This is a genomic window from Calothrix sp. PCC 6303 (assembly GCF_000317435.1).
In the GTDB taxonomy this organism is placed as follows: domain Bacteria; phylum Cyanobacteriota; class Cyanobacteriia; order Cyanobacteriales; family Nostocaceae; genus PCC-6303.
The window spans coordinates 831064-849267 of sequence record NC_019751.1; the positions used below are offsets into that span (position 1 = coordinate 831064).

At 40.1% G+C, this 18204-nt stretch carries 13 protein-coding genes; 8 read left to right on the forward strand and 5 right to left on the reverse strand.

Annotated features, from left to right (window positions below; all coding sequences use genetic code 11):
• Positions 1–98 precede the first annotated feature (98 nt).
• Positions 99–1070 (reverse strand): hydroxymethylbilane synthase, encoded by a 972-nt coding sequence (gene hemC, locus CAL6303_RS03425; protein WP_015196433.1) that lies wholly within the window; start codon positions 1068–1070, stop codon positions 99–101.
• 320 nt (positions 1071–1390) lie between these two features.
• Between hemC and CAL6303_RS03430 the strand changes: the two genes are divergently transcribed.
• From CAL6303_RS03430 to CAL6303_RS03440, 3 genes are all read left to right on the forward strand, one after another.
• On the forward strand, positions 1391–2347 hold the full coding sequence (locus CAL6303_RS03430) for a YegS/Rv2252/BmrU family lipid kinase (protein WP_015196434.1): 957 nt from the start codon (positions 1391–1393) through the stop codon (positions 2345–2347).
• A gap of 137 nt (positions 2348–2484) precedes the next feature.
• Positions 2485–5118, forward strand: a complete 2634-nt coding sequence (locus tag CAL6303_RS03435) for a trans-splicing intein-formed DNA polymerase III subunit alpha N-terminal partner DnaE-N (RefSeq protein ID WP_015196435.1) — start codon at positions 2485–2487, stop codon at positions 5116–5118.
• Between the two features lie 300 nt (positions 5119–5418).
• Positions 5419–6135, forward strand: coding sequence for a CAP domain-containing protein (locus CAL6303_RS03440; protein ID WP_015196436.1), 717 nt, complete (start codon positions 5419–5421; stop codon positions 6133–6135).
• A 91-nt stretch (positions 6136–6226) separates the two neighbouring features.
• Here CAL6303_RS03440 and psbA read toward each other — a convergent pair whose 3' ends face one another.
• Both psbA and CAL6303_RS03450 read right to left on the reverse strand, forming a co-directional pair.
• Complete coding sequence (gene psbA, locus CAL6303_RS03445; protein ID WP_015196354.1) at positions 6227–7309, reverse strand: photosystem II q(b) protein; 1083 nt, start codon at positions 7307–7309, stop codon at positions 6227–6229.
• A gap of 201 nt (positions 7310–7510) precedes the next feature.
• Positions 7511–8542: a hypothetical protein gene (locus tag CAL6303_RS03450; protein ID WP_015196437.1), complete on the reverse strand. Its 1032-nt coding sequence runs from the start codon at positions 8540–8542 to the stop codon at positions 7511–7513.
• A 263-nt stretch (positions 8543–8805) separates the two neighbouring features.
• Here CAL6303_RS03450 and CAL6303_RS03455 point away from each other — a divergent pair, with 263 nt between their 5' ends.
• From CAL6303_RS03455 to CAL6303_RS03465, 3 genes are all read left to right on the forward strand, one after another.
• On the forward strand, positions 8806–9396 hold the full coding sequence (locus tag CAL6303_RS03455; protein WP_015196438.1) for a LuxR C-terminal-related transcriptional regulator: 591 nt from the start codon (positions 8806–8808) through the stop codon (positions 9394–9396).
• A 142-nt stretch (positions 9397–9538) separates the two neighbouring features.
• Positions 9539–10510, forward strand: a complete 972-nt coding sequence (gene cofG, locus CAL6303_RS03460; RefSeq protein ID WP_015196439.1) for a 7,8-didemethyl-8-hydroxy-5-deazariboflavin synthase subunit CofG — start codon at positions 9539–9541, stop codon at positions 10508–10510.
• Between the two features lie 96 nt (positions 10511–10606).
• Positions 10607–11275 carry a tetratricopeptide repeat protein gene (locus CAL6303_RS03465; protein ID WP_015196440.1) on the forward strand — a complete coding sequence of 223 codons (669 nt, stop codon included), beginning with the start codon at positions 10607–10609 and terminating at the stop codon, positions 11273–11275.
• Between the two features lie 443 nt (positions 11276–11718).
• Here CAL6303_RS03465 and CAL6303_RS03470 read toward each other — a convergent pair whose 3' ends face one another.
• Positions 11719–12171, reverse strand: a complete 453-nt coding sequence (locus CAL6303_RS03470) for a hypothetical protein (protein WP_015196441.1) — start codon at positions 12169–12171, stop codon at positions 11719–11721.
• 185 nt (positions 12172–12356) lie between these two features.
• Between CAL6303_RS03470 and CAL6303_RS03475 the strand changes: the two genes are divergently transcribed.
• Positions 12357–14402 carry a glycoside hydrolase family 10 protein gene (locus CAL6303_RS03475; protein WP_041740241.1) on the forward strand — a complete coding sequence of 682 codons (2046 nt, stop codon included), beginning with the start codon at positions 12357–12359 and terminating at the stop codon, positions 14400–14402.
• A gap of 83 nt (positions 14403–14485) precedes the next feature.
• Here the strand turns inward: CAL6303_RS03475 and lipA are convergent, their stop codons facing one another.
• Complete coding sequence (gene lipA, locus CAL6303_RS03480; RefSeq protein ID WP_015196443.1) at positions 14486–15370, reverse strand: lipoyl synthase; 885 nt, start codon at positions 15368–15370, stop codon at positions 14486–14488.
• A gap of 450 nt (positions 15371–15820) precedes the next feature.
• On the opposite strand from lipA, the gene CAL6303_RS03485 reads away from it, so the two are divergent.
• Positions 15821–18040 carry a S9 family peptidase gene (locus CAL6303_RS03485; protein ID WP_015196444.1) on the forward strand — a complete coding sequence of 740 codons (2220 nt, stop codon included), beginning with the start codon at positions 15821–15823 and terminating at the stop codon, positions 18038–18040.
• Positions 18041–18204: the final 164 nt, after the last annotated feature.

Below are 18204 nucleotides of genomic sequence, written 5' to 3' on the forward strand. Positions count from 1 at the left end.
CAGCGTCAGCTTCACGGAGTCAGAGGAGGCTCCTCGTCGTTTCGCGGCGAGGTCTCTCTGACAAGTCTTATTTCATCTAACCATATTTAGTTAGTAACTTAAGAGCCTCGTTGAATTTCGGTAAAGATTTTATCGAGAATTGGTTGTGCTCCCTGTTCCCGTAGACGCTGCGCTAGTTGAGTGCCTAATTGTTCAGCATCACTAGTACTTCCAGTGACTGCATCTTGAACAAACTCTGTACCGTCAATGCTGGCAACAATTCCAGTCAAGGTTAAAGTATCACCATTTATCTCTGTATTAACACCGATAGGAACCTGACAGCCACCTTCCAAATCACGGAGAAATGCCCTTTCAGCCAAACAGCGATCGCGTGTTGCCGGATGTTCAATTGCTTTGAGTAATTTCTGTACCTCTGCATCATCACCACGGCACTCAATACCCAATGCACCCTGTCCCACGGCATGTAATGATACTTCTTTGGGCAATACTTGGTGAACGCGATCGCCCATTCCCAACCTTTGCAAACCAGCAGCTGCTAAAATTAGCGCATCATACTCCCCAGCATCTAGTTTGGCTAACCGAGTATTCAAATTACCCCGCACGTCTTTAAATGCTAAGTGGGGATAATGGTGCCGCAACTGTGCCAACCTCCGTAACGAAGAAGTTCCCACCACTGCACCTTCAGGCAAAGTATCAATTTGCCGATCTTTGAACTTTTCGTTGACAACTAAAGCATCAGCCGGATTTTCCCGCTCTGTAATTGCTGCCAAAACCAACCCTTCTGGTAAATTTGTTGGTAAATCCTTCAAAGAATGAACTGCAAAGTCAATCTCCTGATTGATCATTCCCAGTTCAAGTTCTTTAGTAAATAGCCCTTTGTCGCCGATTTTCGCTAATGCTACATCTAATATTATGTCGCCTTGAGTTGCCATTGTATGGACTTCAAAAGTGATATCAGGAAAGCTCTTTTGAAGCTGTTCTTGTACCCAGTAAGTCTGAACTAAAGCAAGTTGGCTTTTGCGCGATCCGATCCGAACAGTTCGCTGGGAACTGGAAACAACTGATGTCATAAAGCAGTTTGTCAAACCAGGAGATAAATTACTGGATCTAGACTACCGCAGTGAATGCTCTTTCCGTGCCATCATGCCCAGATTTGACTCAATAATTATCTTGGCTTTGTTACAAATTTTGACTAAATTTTGTAAAGATGTAATTTTCTAATGTTTAAAGCAAGTCTTTTGATTCGTAATTTTAACTAGGATTTAGAGAAAACTGCTCAAAATCAGCTACAAAAACCTATCGGCAGAGGGAAGTAATTGAGCTTATCCTTATTGGAAAATACCATCAACGATATCCTTATTCATTCAAACCAACTAATCCAATACTAAATATGAACCGTTCTGCTTGCCTTATATTTAATCCTGTAGCTGGTCAGGGAGAACCTGAGCAAGAATTAGCAAAAATTAAGGAAATATTATCACCGGAAATTGATTTGGATATTCAGTTTACCACTCCTGAAATTGACGCAGATCAGCTAGCACAAGCTGCTGTAGAGCGTGGAGTGAAAATCATTATTGCCTCCGGGGGAGATGGAACCCTTTCAGCAGCAGCAGCAGCAGTGGTTGGGAAAGATGTTTCTTTTGGAATTATTTCTAGGGGAACAGCCAATGCTTTTGCCACAGCTTTAGAAATTCCTGATTCCATCGAATCTGCTTGCGAGACTATCCTCCAAGGTGCCACTCGTTCAGTAGATGCAGCATTCTGCAACGGTTTTCCAATGGTTTTATTAACAGGAATCGGCTTTGAAGCAGAAACAGTGGAACGTGCTGACAGAGAATCTAAAAATCGTTTAGGGATTATGGCATATGTCCTTGCTGGGTTGCAGGAATTAGGGAACTTAGAAACCTTTGATGTAGAAATTGAGACAGAAGATAAGATCATTAAAACTAGAGCCGCTGCTGTCACCGTTGCCAATGCGGCACCTCCCACATCGATTTTGGCACAGGGACCTGCAGGAATAGTGGTTGATGATGGTTTACTAGATCTAACTATACTGGCACCCGCTTCCAAGACAGCTGCGATCGCATCGGCATTTCATCTCTTCCAAACAGCATCTGCTGGCAACGCTACCGAACGGGATGATATTGGTTATCTACGAGCAAAACAATTTAAAATCACCACCAACCCACCCCAGAAATTTGTTGTCGATGGTGAAGTGCTAGGTAATACACCCCTGGAAATCAACTGTATTCCCTCTGGTTTACAAATCTTCGTTCCCCTTGTGGAAGAAGAGGAATTAGTTGAGAAACTTGAGGGTTTACCTAATTTGGTTGTGGAAATGAAATAATAGAAGCAGGGCTATACTTTTAAGCTTTGAGCAAACCTTCTCAGAGTATTCCAAAAATAAATAGACATTTTTTAATTGGAGTACTCTCAGTAGAATAGTCTAGACTAATAGATGATTTTAGCTAGGTTTGCAGGTGTATGTCCTTTGTTCCTCTACATATTCATAGTGACTATAGCTTGTTGGATGGTGCCAGTCAGCTACCCGAATTGATTGACCATGCGATAAGTTTGGGGATGAAAGCGATCGCACTTACCGATCACGGTGTAATGTACGGTGCTATTGAACTCATCAAAACCTGTCGCGGCAAAAACATCAAGCCCATAATTGGCAATGAAATGTACGTGATTAACGGTGATATCACTAAGCAAGAACGTCGTCCCAAGTATCACCAAGTGGTTCTAGCTAAAAGCACAAAAGGGTACAAAAATCTAGTCAAATTAACATCAATATCCCATCTTGAAGGTGTTCAGGGTAAAGGGATTTTTTCCCGACCTTGTATTAATAAAGACTTACTGAAGCAGTATCACGAAGACTTAATTGTTACAAGTGCCTGTTTGGGGGGAGAGATACCCCAAGCAATTATGAGTGGCAGACCTGATGCAGCGCGGAAGGTGGCACAATGGTATAAGGACGTATTTGGGGATGATTATTACTTAGAAATTCAAGATCATGGCTCCCAAGAAGACCGCATTGTTAATGTGGAAATCGTCAAAATTGCCCGCGAATTAGACATTAAAATTATTGCCACTAATGACTCTCATTATATTTCTTGTTTTGATGTTGAAGCACACGACGCACTGCTTTGTATTCAAACAGGTAAATTAATTATTGAAGAAAAGCGAATGCGTTACAGCGGTACAGAATATCTGAAATCTGCTGACGAAATGCGTCAATTATTCCGCGACCATTTATCTGATGATGTCATTGAAGAAGCCATATTAACCACCGAAGAAGTGGCGGATAAAGTAGAAGTATATCAAATCTTGGGTGAACCTCGGATTCCTAATTACCCCATTCCTTCTGGTCACACTCCCGAAACCTTTGTTGAAGAGGTTGCTTGGCAGGGAATTATCGATAAAATGCGTTGTAAATCACGCAATGAACTAGAACCTGTCTATAAAGAACGGATGGAATATGAATTAAAAATGCTCCAGCAAATGGGATTTGCAGCGTATTTTTTAATTGTTTGGGATTATATTAAATTTGCGAGAGATAATAAAATTGCGGTTGGTCCTGGTCGAGGTTCTGCTGCTGGTTCTTTAGTTGCCTTTGCAATGGGAATTACCAATATTGACCCTGTGCATCATGGACTTTTATTTGAAAGATTTCTCAATCCTGAACGCAAATCAATGCCTGATATTGATACAGATTTCTGTATTGAAAAACGCGACAAGGTAATTGATTATGTTACAGATAAATATGGTGCTGAAAGGGTTGCCCAAATCATTACTTTTAACAGATTAACTTCTAAATCAGTTTTAAAAGATGTCGCCAGGGTGTTAAATATTCCCTATGGTGAATCAGATAAGATGGCGAAACTTATTCCTGTTGTACGCGGCAAACCCACCAAACTTAAGGTGATGGTTTCTGACGAAACACCAGCAGCGGAATTTAAAGAAAAGTATGATAATGACCCTAGAGTTCGTCATTGGTTGGATATGGCAATGCGAATTGAAGGAACAAACAAAACTTTTGGAGTTCACGCAGCAGGGGTGGTAATTTCTGCCGATCCATTAGACGAAATTGTGCCGTTACAACGTAATAATGATGGTTCGGTAATCACTCAATATTTCATGGAAGATTTAGACTCTATTGGTCTTTTAAAAATGGACTTTTTAGGGTTAAGAAATCTGACGATGATTCAAAAATCCCTAGATTTAATTGAACAAAATCAAGGATTTACAATTGACCCCTATGATATCACTGCACAGGAGCGGAAAGCTCAAAAAATCTTGGCAAAAGCTGGAGATATTACCAAGCTTCCCCATGATGTGAGAAAAACCTATGATCTTTTAGAATCGGGTGAATTGGAAGGAATTTTTCAATTAGAATCATCGGGAATGAAGCAAATTGTCCGAGATTTGAAACCATCTAATATTGAAGATATTTCTTCTATTTTGGCATTGTACCGACCGGGACCTTTAGATGCTGGATTAATTCCTAAATTTATTAACCGTAAACATGGACGGGAAGAAATTGAGTATGAACATCATACTTTAGAACCAATTTTAGATGAAACCTATGGAATTATGGTGTATCAAGAGCAAATTATGAAAATTGCTCAAGATATGGCAGGGTATTCTTTAGGTCAAGCTGATCTACTACGCCGAGCAATGGGTAAAAAGAAAGTCTCGGAAATGCAGAAACAGCGAGAAAAATTTATTGATGGTTCAGCTAAAAATGGAGTTAAACATAAAACTGCCGAAGATTTGTTCGAGCAAATGCTCAAGTTTGCTGAGTATTGCTTGAGTTATGATACAGAGATTCTAACCTGGGAATACGGGTTTTTAAAAATTGGGGAAATCGTCGAAAAACAAATACTTTGTTCCGTATTTAGTGTTGATGAGCAGGGAAATGTCTATACCCAACCCATCGCTCAATGGCATAATCGAGGATTGCAAGAACTGTTTGCATATCAATTGGAAGATGGTGGAGTGATTCGAGCTACAAAGGATCATAAATTTATGACAACTGATGGGCAAATGCTAGCGATTGATGAGATTTTTGAACGACAGCTAGATTTGTTTCAAGTTAAGGGTTTACCTGAATAATTTAGAGAACTCCACAAAAAAATGATCCAATATTGTGGGATAGGCAGCGTTAGACTGAGCGCTCACGCCCAACTCTTGCTTGTTCTTGTATTAGTAGCAGGCAACATGCCTGTGAGAAATTCAGAACTTACCACTTCATCGCGCTAGGATCATCAAAAAATATTGATTGATCGTTAGTCGGATTTAAAACAATAAAATTTCCAGTAAATAGCTAGAAGAATTGTCATTAGGAACATCAGCTTAAAACTAATCGTCACTAGTAACGCTATGAATACGTAGATATAACTTGCGAGGTTGCTAATGCAGAACTTGAAATCTTGGATACTGCTTTCTTTTGCTGCGACATTTAGTAGTATTTTGCCATTATCCCTGTCAAATCCATCTGTGGCAAAAACTTTCAGTAATAATACTCCAGGTGTCAATACAGCCAAAAATCCAGCATTACTAGCTCAAGCAAATTTCCTTTCACCTGTGGAGTCACAAGTAATTGTGGAAATGAATAAGATGCGGACGAATCCCAAATCTTATGTACCCATTTTGGAAAGTTATCGCAAACGGTTTCAAGGTCAGAATGTCAAGTTATCCAATGGAGTTTTCTTAAGAACCAACGAAGGTGTACGTGCAGTTGATGAAGCGATCGCATATTTGAAATCAGCCAGACCAGTTGGTGCTTTAAGCATATCCAAGGGGATGTCATTAGCTGCTAAAGATCACGTCAATGATCAAGGAGGCAAAGGTACTACAGGTCATAACGGTAGCAATGGTAGTAGTCCTTTCGATCGGATGAATCGTTATGGTCAATGGCAAACCACCGCAGGCGAAAATATTAGCTACGGTCCCAGCACTGCACAGGATATCGCTATGCAGTTACTCATTGATGATGGTGTCCCTAATCGGGGACATCGACAAAATATTTTCAAAGCACAATTTAAAGTTGCTGGAGTTGGCTTTGGAAACCACCGTCAATACGGCAAAATGTGCGTAATCAACTATGCTGGCGGGTACAAAGAAAAGTAAGTAATACCAATTAACAGCAAAAAGCGCCCTCTCCTAGGAGAGGGCGCTTTTCAAACTTTACTTATTAGTCTCGACTATTATCACTCGGATATTAACCGTTGATAGCAGGTGCAGATAATGCAACAGGTGAAGCATCACCAGCAGCCAAGTCTAAGGGGAAGTTGTGAGCGTTACGCTCGTGCATTACTTCCATACCTAGGTTAGCCCGGTTGATTACGTCTGCCCATGTGTTGATGACGCGACCTTGGGTGTCAATTACTGATTGGTTGAAGTTGAATCCGTTCAGGTTGAATGCCATGGTGCTGATTCCCAAGCTGGTGAACCAGATTCCTACTACTGGCCATGCTGCTAACAAGAAGTGTAAGCTGCGGCTGTTGTTGAAGGATGCGTATTGGAAGATTAGACGACCGAAGTAGCCGTGTGCTGCAACGATGTTGTAGGTTTCTTCTTCTTGACCGAATTTGTAGCCGTAGTTTTGGCTTTCTGTTTCGGTTGTTTCACGTACCAAGGAGGAGGTTACTAGTGAACCGTGCATTGCACTGAACAATGAACCACCGAATACGCCTGCTACTCCTAGTTGGTGGAAGGGGTGCATCAAGATGTTATGTTCTGCTTGGAATACCAACATGAAGTTGAATGTTCCTGAGATGCCTAAGGGCATACCATCTGAGAATGAACCTTGTCCGATTGGGTAGATTAAGAATACTGCGGTTGCTGCTGCTACTGGTGCTGAGTATGCTACGCAGATCCAAGGACGCATTCCTAAGCGGTAGGATAATTCCCATTCACGTCCCATGTAGCAGAATACGCCGATGAGGAAGTGGAATACTACTAGTTGGTAAGGACCGCCGTTGTACAACCACTCATCTAGGGATGCTGCTTCCCAAATTGGGTAGAAGTGAAGTCCAATTGCGTTGGATGAAGGAACAACTGCACCGGAAATGATGTTGTTTCCGTACATCAAGGAACCTGCTACTGGTTCACGGATTCCGTCGATGTCTACTGGGGGTGCTGCGATGAAGGCTACGATGAAGCAGGTTGTTGCTGCAAGTAGGGTTGGGATCATCAATACGCCGAACCAGCCGATGTATAGACGGTTTTCTGTGCTGGCAATCCAGTTACAGAATTGTTCCCATACGTTGGCGCTTTCGCGTCTTTGTAAGGTTGTGGTCATGGTTTTATAATTGCGGTTTGAATTGTTTATGTATCAGGTAGGTGTTTCTGCCTGTTGTTTACATAGTAGGGCTTATTTTACGAAATGTAAACATTTATTATGATAATTTTTAACTATGTAACAAATAGCAAGACAATATGTCTGCTTTCTTAGTCTTAAATCCTTGCTGGATAACCTTTTATGAGATTTTAAGTTTTTGCGCTAACCATTTATTAAGTATGAGAGCGATTGCTCAATATCCAGAGAGATATATTTATCGAAGGGCATATACATCCAGTAAAGTTGCATCTGTGGATCTGAGGCAGTTTTCTGGAAACCTACTAATGAGGCTAATTGTTGATCTATTGGGTGCAGCGGTAAGGTATAGATGTCGCAAAGATTGGGAAAGTCACTTTGCATCATTACTAAAGTGTTTTTGGCATCTTTGAGCATTTGCAGCAAATTAATTGGTTGCTTGTAGGGAAAGTCTATTTGCCAAGCTCGTAAGTGAACGGCGTTACAATTGATGTCACCAAGTTTTGCCATTTGCATCGGATCGATTTCCATATCGGAGTTGAGAAATAGGCTTTTGCGGGGGGGAAGGAAGAAGTTTTCCTCAGATTCGCTAGCAACTGGGTACAAAGCATAGAAACCAACTGGGTTTTGGGTATCGCTGCGACGTAACACCCTCATTCCTGTGGGGTATTCATTACTCCAGGCGCGTAAAATTTTGGCGATACGATGGGGAACGACGGTATTTTTCTTATTAATCCAGTTGTAGTAACGAACGAGGAAGGTAGCGACGGGGATGGTGTCGGTTCTGGGGTTAAATGCATCTGGAATTAGCTGGAAAGATTCTGTGTTTGCTGCGGAGTTGATTGGATGCGGTAGGGTAAAGCGAATACGGATGCAAGTTGTATTGCCATCAAAGTTTTTTTCAATTAGTCCCAAAGCTGATAGTTTATCAAGCATCATTCCCGCAGCGCGATCGCTTCCACGATCCTGTGCGCCATAAAATAGTTCTTGGGCTTCACGATGAGTACAGGAAATAAATCCTTCTGGTATCTCCAATTGGGTTAAGGGAGTTTTGAGGGGTTTTCCTAGTTCTTGCTGCTGCTTGATTAATAGATATCCCCACAACTTGACAAAATATTCAGCCCGACGACGTGTCAAACCAACTTGCCCTTGCATTTGTGACACATATTTGCGTTGTTGTTCGAGGGGAAACCATTCGTCGATGTTTGTCAGGTTCATGGGTTTTCGGAACTGAATTTTTCAGGGAGACGTGATATATCTCGTCTCTACTGCGTTTTGGTGGCTACCCCAATTTTGCTGATGTGAAAAACTTCACCTTAGTTCAGGTTTATTGTGCGTAGTTCTGTAGATATACCCTTGGTTCATTCTACTACTAGCTGGTCATTGTATATGCAGAGTTGCTGATTGGAAAATGCAGTTGACTTGATGATGTGTTCTCAACTGCTTTGCTTACTTGTGTCTAATTTTTAGGGTTATTAATTATGATTTCGCCACTAAAACAAGATGATATTACATCTACCGAAAGTACTAATTTTGATTCGGTTTCGCTGTTGGAAGCGGTAATTGAAAGTTTTGTTGATGGGATTTTAATTCTGACAACTGAGTATAAGTTGGTACATATTAATGAGTATGCTCGGCGGATTTGTGGGGAATTACAAGCTAGTAGCAATAAATATGACTCAGTGCCGGAGGAGATTTTACATATTTGTGAATCTTTGCTTGATAGTAGGGAGGTTTTTCCAAATGAGAAGATTTTTATGGAGTATGAAATTGAGAGGGGTCAAACTGTAAAATTACGGATTCGGGCGCGCTGGTTGAGGATGGAAAATGGTTTAAGTGATCGGATTTTGGTGACTTTGGAGGATTGTTATCTCTCGAATCACAATAGCGCGATCGCTGATGCGAAAAAATACGGTTTGACTGAACGGGAAGCTCAAGTTTGGTTGCTCAGACGGGCTAATCTTTCTTATCGTGAGATTGCACAGCGTCTTTATATTACTATTAATACTGTGAAGAAGCATTTGAAGAATATTTATGCGAAGCAGCAGGATATTCTATGTTTGGGGTCTTGAGAATGAAATTTAAGAGTTTTTAACGCAGAGTTTCGCAGAGGTAAGCGCAGAGAAGAGGAAGAGAAGAGGGAATATCTAAAACTTTGTAGAGACGAGACATGTCGCGTCTCTCTTTATGTTATATATTTAGTTTTTATCTCTCATGAATTCCCGAATTGTTACCTATAGTTCTGCTTACACTATTGTCCCGACTTATGAGTGCTTTAATCGCTGTACTTATTGTAATTTTAGAAGTGATCCAGGTCAGAGTGAATGGATTTCGCTGGAAGTGGCGACTGATGTTTTACAAAAGTTAAAAAATCAGGATATTTGCGAAATTCTGATTCTCAGTGGTGAAGTACATCCTAACTCATCACGTCGTTGTGTATGGTTTCAAAGGATATATGATCTTTGTGCTTTAGCCCTATCTATGGGGTTTTTGCCACACACTAATGTTGGGATTTTGAGTTTTTCAGAGATGGAAAATCTCAAATCTGTGAATGTTTCTATGGGATTAATGTTGGAACAAATTACTCCCAAACTCATGGATAATGTCCATAAGTATGCACCGAGTAAGGTTCCTGGTGTCAGATTACAACAGTTAGAATGGGCAGGACAATTAAAAATCCCTTTTACTACGGGTTTGTTGTTGGGCATTGGGGAGAAGGAAGAGGATTGGTGGGATACTTTGGTAGCGATTAGCCACATTCATCAACGTTATCAACATATCCAAGAAGTGATTCTTCAACCTCACAGTTTTGGAGGTAAACAAAGTTTAAATATATCTTCATTTGAAATTAGTAAATTACCGGGGGTAATTGCAAAAGCTAGAGAAATTTTACCTGAAGATATTACGATTCAGATTCCTCCAAATTTAGTAAATGATGCAAAATTATTATTAGCTTGTTTGGATGCAGGTGCGAGAGATTTGGGTGGGATTGGACCTAAAGATGAGGTAAATCCTGAGTACCAGCATATACATACAAATGAATTGCAAGAAATATTACACGATTCTGGCTGGAAATTGATACAAAGGCTACCAATTTATCCACACCATGATGCTTTTTTGTTAAAAGAATTACAGACAGTTGTTGAAGGGTGGAGAGATAATATTAATAATTCAATTTTCTATTAATTCAAAAATTTAAAAAATCCGGAAAGTTCAATAGAAGCTTGAAGATTAGCATTAGTAACTAAGCTACAAAGCTGATTGATTTTTGGGGTGGTAAATATGCTGAATGATGGCTGGGAACATTCTGATGTGATGACATCTGATGGTGAAGTTTTACAAGTTGAAGTCGAGGAATACTTAGCTTGGTTTAATCGTGGAAATTTACTCGATGATTTGGGACTTTATCAGGAAGCGGTTGCAGCTTATCAACAATCATTAAAAGTTAACCCTGATTATGAAGATGCTTGGAATAGTTTGGGTGCGGTATTTTGTGATCAGTTGGAAATGTATGAAGAAGCATTAAAGTGTTTTGATCAAGCTTTAAGAATTGATTATTTAGATAACTTTGCCTGGTATAATCGCGGGAATGTATTGGAACATCTGGGACGTTATGAAGACGCGATCGCATCCTACAACTTAGCCTTGAAAATCAACTCTGAGGATGAGATGGCATGGTATAGTCGGGGATGGGCGTTGTATGAGATGGGTGAATTTGAAAGCGCGATCGCATCCTTCAACCAAGCGTTGAAAATTAAACCCCAAGATGATTCTAGCTGGTATAACAAGGCTTGCTGTTATGCTGTGTTGGGGAATGTGAAGAAGGCTGTGGAAAGTTTGCGGAAGGCAATTAAGCTGAGTCCAAATCAGTACCTCCAATTGGCGAAAACTGAAGCTGATTTTGATGAGATTCGTAATGATGTTGATTTTTGGATGTTGGTAAGTAGGTAGGTAGACGAGTTTTCTGAGGGATTATCCCACTTTTTTACTGTTTGCTAATCGTGCTAGTTTTTCGTACATCCCTAATATCTTCAAAGCCTGTTTGACTACTTAAAAACAGGCTTTTTTGTAGATAAGCTGTTAATACCAATTTGAAAAAACAATGCGACAGATAGATATTTGTAGAGACGTAGCAGTGCTACGTCTCTACTGTTTGATGTGTTGCAATCATTATTTGAATTGGTATAAGCACCTAATTTGTATATCTACAGCGGGCAAGACTTCGGCGTGAGCGCTACTTTACCTCTGGTACACTTTGCTCCGGCTAGGCTTAGTACAAGTCAGTTCTTACCTCCGGTACACTTCGTTCCGACAGGCTCAGGAACCATCGAACGCTGACGCACCACAAAGGTTATAGTTTTTGAATTTATCTAATTTAGCTGCGTAGCAGCTTACTATTTTCCTTTTGAGTAACCTATCCTCCAATTACTTGCCTGTTCCAATTCTCCACCTTTACCCTGGGAAATAATCCATAAAGCAGTGCGAGTATTTAACAACCCTTTCATCAAGTAATGTCCTGGTTTGGCAGAGATACCTTCAGCATCTGTCGTCCCTGCATAAGCCAAAATACCGCAAAACCTTTGATCTCCACTCAGATTTAATGTAAATAATTTCTCGTTGAGATAACCCCCAGGAATCATAAAGATTGCGAAGACATGATGCTGTCCATGCCAAGGTTTAACTACGACTTTTTCGGGATTTATGTAATATTTGGGAGAGTTTTGCGAAAAGCCCCATTCATAACAACCTAAAATAGGCGATCGCGCTGACAAATAAAACCCCACTACTCCAACCAAAGTCAGAATAAATAGTAAAACTAAAATATAAATTGATTTACGCTTTCGCACCAATACAAACCATAGAATAATCTCTGCTGTTATAGCTTACAAAGATTCCTACCGGATGCAACTAGAGTTACAGTTAGTTAAAATATCATACTTTTTTCCCACTCTCTTGCTCCTTTTCCTGTTTATCTGTGCCAAAAATTACAAAGCATTCTACAATCAGTCAAGCGAGTGAGTTTGATGAAACAATGGTATCAACCCCTACAACCTTCTCTGATATTCAAAACAATTGGGCACGCGTTTTTATCGAAGCTTTAGCAAAGCGTGGTGTTGTCACAGGACTTCCCAATGGTACTTTTCGCCCAGATAACTCCCTCACCCGTGGTGAATATGCAGCGATGATTATGAAGGCTTTTAACAAAGTCCAAAATAAACGCACTTATATCCCCTTTGCTGACGTACCTAGTAAGCATTGGGCTGCAACTGCGATTCAAAAGGCTTACGAAACAGGCTTTTTGAGTGGTTTTCCTGATAGGCTTTTTCGCCCAGATAGCCGTATTTCCCGCTTAGATGTTTTATTATCTTTAGTTACAGGCTTAGAGCTTAACTTAAAAATTAAACCTGATTTAGTCGCTAAACTTCCCCAAATCTACCAAGATGCAGCGACAATCCCCACCTATGCAACTAATCAAGTCGCATTAGCAACTAGCGCTGGATTCGTTTCTAGTTATCCCAACTCTAAACTTCTCAACCCTACTCTCGCTTCACTTCGTGCTGATACAACAGTATTTATTTATCAAGCTTTAGCATATTTGGGCGAAGTTCCGAAAATTCCATCAAATTATCTGATTACTGTTAATCCAGTAACTCCCACCCCTTCACCAACTCCAATTACAACTCCAACTAATACAGTTAGAGTCAGTCACCGTCGAGAATTTCGAGGTGCATGGGTTGCCTGCGTTTGGAATAGTGATTTCCCATCTCAAACAGGGTTAACAACTCAACAGCAACAAGCTGAACTTTTGGGAATTATTAACAAACTTCAACAACTCAATTTCAACGCTTTAATTCTCCAGGTTCGTCCAGAAGGTGATGCTTTATACAGATCTCAGTTAGAACCTTGGAGTCAGTGGATTACCGGAACCCAAGGCAAAGCACCAGAACCATTTTATGATCCTTTAGAATTTGCCATTGCCGAATGTCGTAAACGTAACATCGAAGTCCATGCTTGGTTTAATCCCTACCGTGCCAAAACCAGCACCAAACAAGGAAATCTTGCCCGTCCCCACATCGCTGTAACTAACCCAGATGTTGTTTACGAGTGGGGAAATCAGTTGTGGATGGATCCTGGCTCAAAAATTGTCCAAGACCGCGCCTACAATGTGATCATGGATGTGGTGCAGCGCTACGATATTGATGGGATTCACCTCGATGACTACTTTTATCCCTACCCCATTAATGGAAAATCTTTTCCCGATGATAAAACCTACAGTACCTACAAAGCTAATGGCGGTAAACTGAGTTTGGGTGATTGGCGACGAGAAAACGTGAATCAGATGGTACAACGTCTCTCCCAAGGAATTAAAACAGCAAAACCAGGTGTAAAATTTGGCATTAGTCCATTCGGCATTTACAGACCTGGACAACCTGCGGGAATCACTGGTTTGGATGCCTATGATGTGCTGTATGCTGATTCCAAAAAATGGTTAGAACAAGCTTGGGTGGATTATATCGCACCACAGCTATACTGGCGAATCGAGCAAACTAAGCAAAGTTACCCTGTTTTATTGAAATGGTGGACAGAGGTAAATCCGAAACAACGCCATATTTATGCTGGTAATAATATTGGACAGTTGGATGGTAAAACTTGGAAGGATGAAGAAATTGAAAAACAAGTAGTGATTAGTCGCAACTTGGGAAACAGTTTATCTTTAGGAAATATCTTTTTTAGCATTAGTTCCATCACCGATAACCGCCAAGGTATTGCTGATAAAATGCAAAATGTCATCTACAATAGACCTGCATTAGCACCAACAATGGCTTGGCGCAATTCTAATCCACCAAATCCACCCACAGGACTCCAAGTTACAAACCGCAAACTGAATTGGAACCCAGCGACAACCGCAGATATTCGTTCTTGGTCATTGTACCGTCAAAGTGGTGACACTTGGACAATCCAAAGGATTTTGAGTCGAGGTACCAACTTTGCGACAGTGCAACCAGGAACCTACGCAGTTTGTGCGGTAGATAGACTGGGTAACGAAAGTTTGGGAAGTGCGATCGCAGTTGCTTAAAACATACCATTTTTTGCCTCCCCTTATTAAAGACAACTTTGAAAGACATTTATAGGGTATTTGCTAAGGGGAGGCTGCGTTATCTATTTCTCAAATTTTTCCCGTGGATATCGCCGCATCAATTCCCTAACTTCTTCCGCATGATATGAGCTTCTTGTCAATGGTGAGGAAACAACTTGTAAAAAACCGATTTCTTCCCCAAAAGCTTGCCAAGCTGCGAACTGTTCAGGGCGAATAAAATCATTTACCTGCAAATGCTTTTGACTAGGTTGGAGATATTGCCCAATTGTCAAAATATCACAATCAGCAGACCGTAAATCCTGCATAACTTGGCGAATTTCTGCATCAGTTTCCCCAAGTCCCACCATAATCCCAGACTTAGTATAAACCCAAGGGGCAATTTCTCGGCTGCGCTTTAATAATTCTATGGTTCTTTCGTAGTTACCTTGGGGACGGGTACGTTTATATAACCTAGGAACTGTTTCCGTATTATGGTTTAAAACATCCGGTTGACAACTTAAAATTACCTGCAACGCTTCCCAATTACCGCATAAATCGGGAATCAAAATCTCAATTGTGGTGTGGGGAGAAGCATTGCGAATTTCCTCAATACAGCGCACAAATTGCGAAGCACCGCCGTCAACCAAGTCATCTCGGTTGACTGAAGTGATCACCACATGGTTTAATTTCATCCGGCGTACTGCTTCGGCTAACCTTGTGGGTTCTGTTGCATCTAAAGGTTTGGGCTTTTTCTCAAAATCAATATCACAATAAGGGCAAGCACGGGTACAAGCAGGTCCCATAATGAGGAAAGTAGCCGTACCAGCATTAAAACACTCACCAATATTTGGACATGAAGCTTCCTCGCAAACCGTATTGAGGGCTAAATCCCGCAAAATATCTTTAACATTACCAACACGTTCCCATTGGGGTGCCTTTACCCGTAACCAGTCCGGTTTTACTGTCACAGTCTGTTTCTACCAAGTTCTATTTTACAAGTTTAATTTTACCAATTATCTCCAGTTATAACTGGAATTAAAATTTAAACTGGGGATGTTGATAGGAATCCGGTTTGGTTTTGGAATCCATCTGTTGGGGTAAGGGAGTAGGGACTAGAAACTATACTGATTATTTAAAAAATTTAAGTATATGTAGGGTGTGTTATGGCTTTAGCCTAACGCACCAAAATCCGGAATACGCTGAGTCACACTTCGTGATAACACACCCTACTTATGTTTCATAAATCAAATATGAGTCCTGTACGCAACTAAATAACAATAAATAATAAATAAAAAACAAAGATATTATATTGTAACCTCTCTATACAAAAAACAATATGTGATGCGTGATAATGCCAAGTAAAAAATGGTATCTTGATCTACCATATACTTTGAAAACATCTTCTCGCATCAGAAAATATGAAAGGAAATCTAAAAAATAAAATTTCCCTAACAATTAGCCTCTTAATACTTGTACCTGCGAACCCATCTCTAGCTCAAATTAACCTCAGTCTATCCCCAAATATATTTTTATCTTCACAAAATAATCAGAAAAATTCCCACATCCAACCACCAGTGGCAGCAAAAAAGCCACATCAAGAAGTACGTCATGGTGAAAAAGTTGAAGATAATTACTTTTGGTTGCGGCAAAAGGATAATCCAGAAGTAATTAATTATCTCAAAGCTGAAAATGCATATACTGCCAAGATGACAGCTAATTTAAAGTCTTTGCAACAGCAGTTATATAAAGAAATGTCAGGACGGATTCAACAAGAATATACTGGTGTAGTTACCAAACAAGGTAATTATTACTATTATATTCGTTATGAAAAGAATAAAGATTATGCAATTCATTGCCGCAAGAAAGCTGACAAATATGGTAAATTCAGTCCCCGCATTGCCGAGGAAATAATTCTCAATGAAAATGAATTAGCTAAGAATCAAAAATATCTTGATGTCAATGTTTTCAATGTGAGCAATGATAACAATTTACTCGCTTTTACAACTGACAATAAAGGAGATATTCGTTATACCCTGAAAATCAAAGATTTACGAACAGGAAAATTGCTTCCTCTTGCTGTGGAGAATGTCTCTTCAGTGATTTGGGCAAATAATAAGACAGTGTTTTATACCACCCAAGATCCAGTTACTAACCGTGCCAATACCCTTTGGCGTTTAGAGATTGGAGGTAAAACTCAAAAGATATTAGAAGAGAAAGATGTAGAGTTTTTTGCTAGTGTCTATACTACTAAAAATAATAGATATATTTTATTTTCCAGCAGAAGCAAAGATACAAGTGAAATTAGTTATCTTGATACCAAGAATTTAGATAAAAACTTTCAGGTGCTTTATCCCCGTACCAAAGGACACGAATACAGTGTTGAATATCGTGATAATTTGTGGTATGTCATCACGAATAAAGGTATTAATGGTAATAAAGCAGTAAATAACCGTATCGTCACTGTTCCTGTAAATAACCCCGAAGAAACAAATTGGCAGGAGTTTTTACCACATCGCCAAGATGCTTTAATTGAAGGAGTCGATTTGTATCAGGAGTTTTTAGTAGCTTCAGAGAAAATACTAGGATTAAATCGCTTTCGTATTTATAACTTTAAAACCAAAAACTGGCGAGAAGTCAGCTTTCCAGAAAGTACCTATACAGCAGAATTAGGAGAATCAAATAATCCAGATATAGATCCAGAATTTACAGCTACATCCTTTCGTTATACTTACACATCTTTAACTGCACCAAAGACAATTTATGAGCAAGATTTCGCTACAGGTAAGCAAAAAGTAATTAAAAAGAAGATAGTTCCTAATTATGACGCGAGTAAATATGTAAGTGAACGGGTATGGGTGGCAGCGCGTGATGGGGTTCGAGTACCTTTATCCATAGTTTACCGGAAAGGGCTTCAGCGCAATGGCAAGGCACCTTTATTGTTATATGGTTATGGAGCTTATGGACTGGAGGAAAACGCCAGTTTTGATAGTAATATTATCAGCTTACTAGACCGGGGAGTGGTTTATGCGATCGCGCATGTTCGCGGAGGTAATGAATTAGGTAATCAGTGGTACGAAGATGGTAAATTGATGAAGAAGAAAAACACCTTCAATGACTTTATCGATAGTGCTGAATACTTAACTAAACAAGGTTGGACATCTTCAGATCGTTTACTAATTGGTGGTGGTAGTGCGGGGGGTTTACTAATTGGTGCAGTTGTAAATATGCGTCCCGATTTATTTAAAGCTGCCCACTTAGCAGTTCCTTTTGTGGATTTAATGAACACAATGTGGGATGATAGCCTACCCTTAACCACCGAAGAATACCTAGAATGGGGAAATCCCAACGAAAAACCAGCTTATGACTATATGCGTTCCTATAGTCCTTATGATAACTTAGCAGCTAAAGCTTATCCTTCACTCCTCCTCACCACCAGCATCAATGATAGTCAAGTGGGATATTGGGAACCCACCAAATATGTTGCCAAACTCCGCACCCTGAAAACTGATCAGAATCCTTTGTTGTTAAAAATTAACCTCGATGCTGGTCATCAAGGTGCCAGCGGACGCTACGATACTCTCAAAGAGACAGCATTTGAATATGCATGGATGCTGCAACAGGTAGGTTTGCATAATTAGGGCTTATTGAAACTGGCTAAAAGTATCGTAGGTTGGGTTAGGTGGATGATTGATTTTTAATCAAAAGGAAAGCCTCTATTCCGCCGTAACCCAACATGATCTTGTTGGTAATTTATCATCTTTAAATTGATGCAAAATGTTCTCCTTTTCACAATATATATATG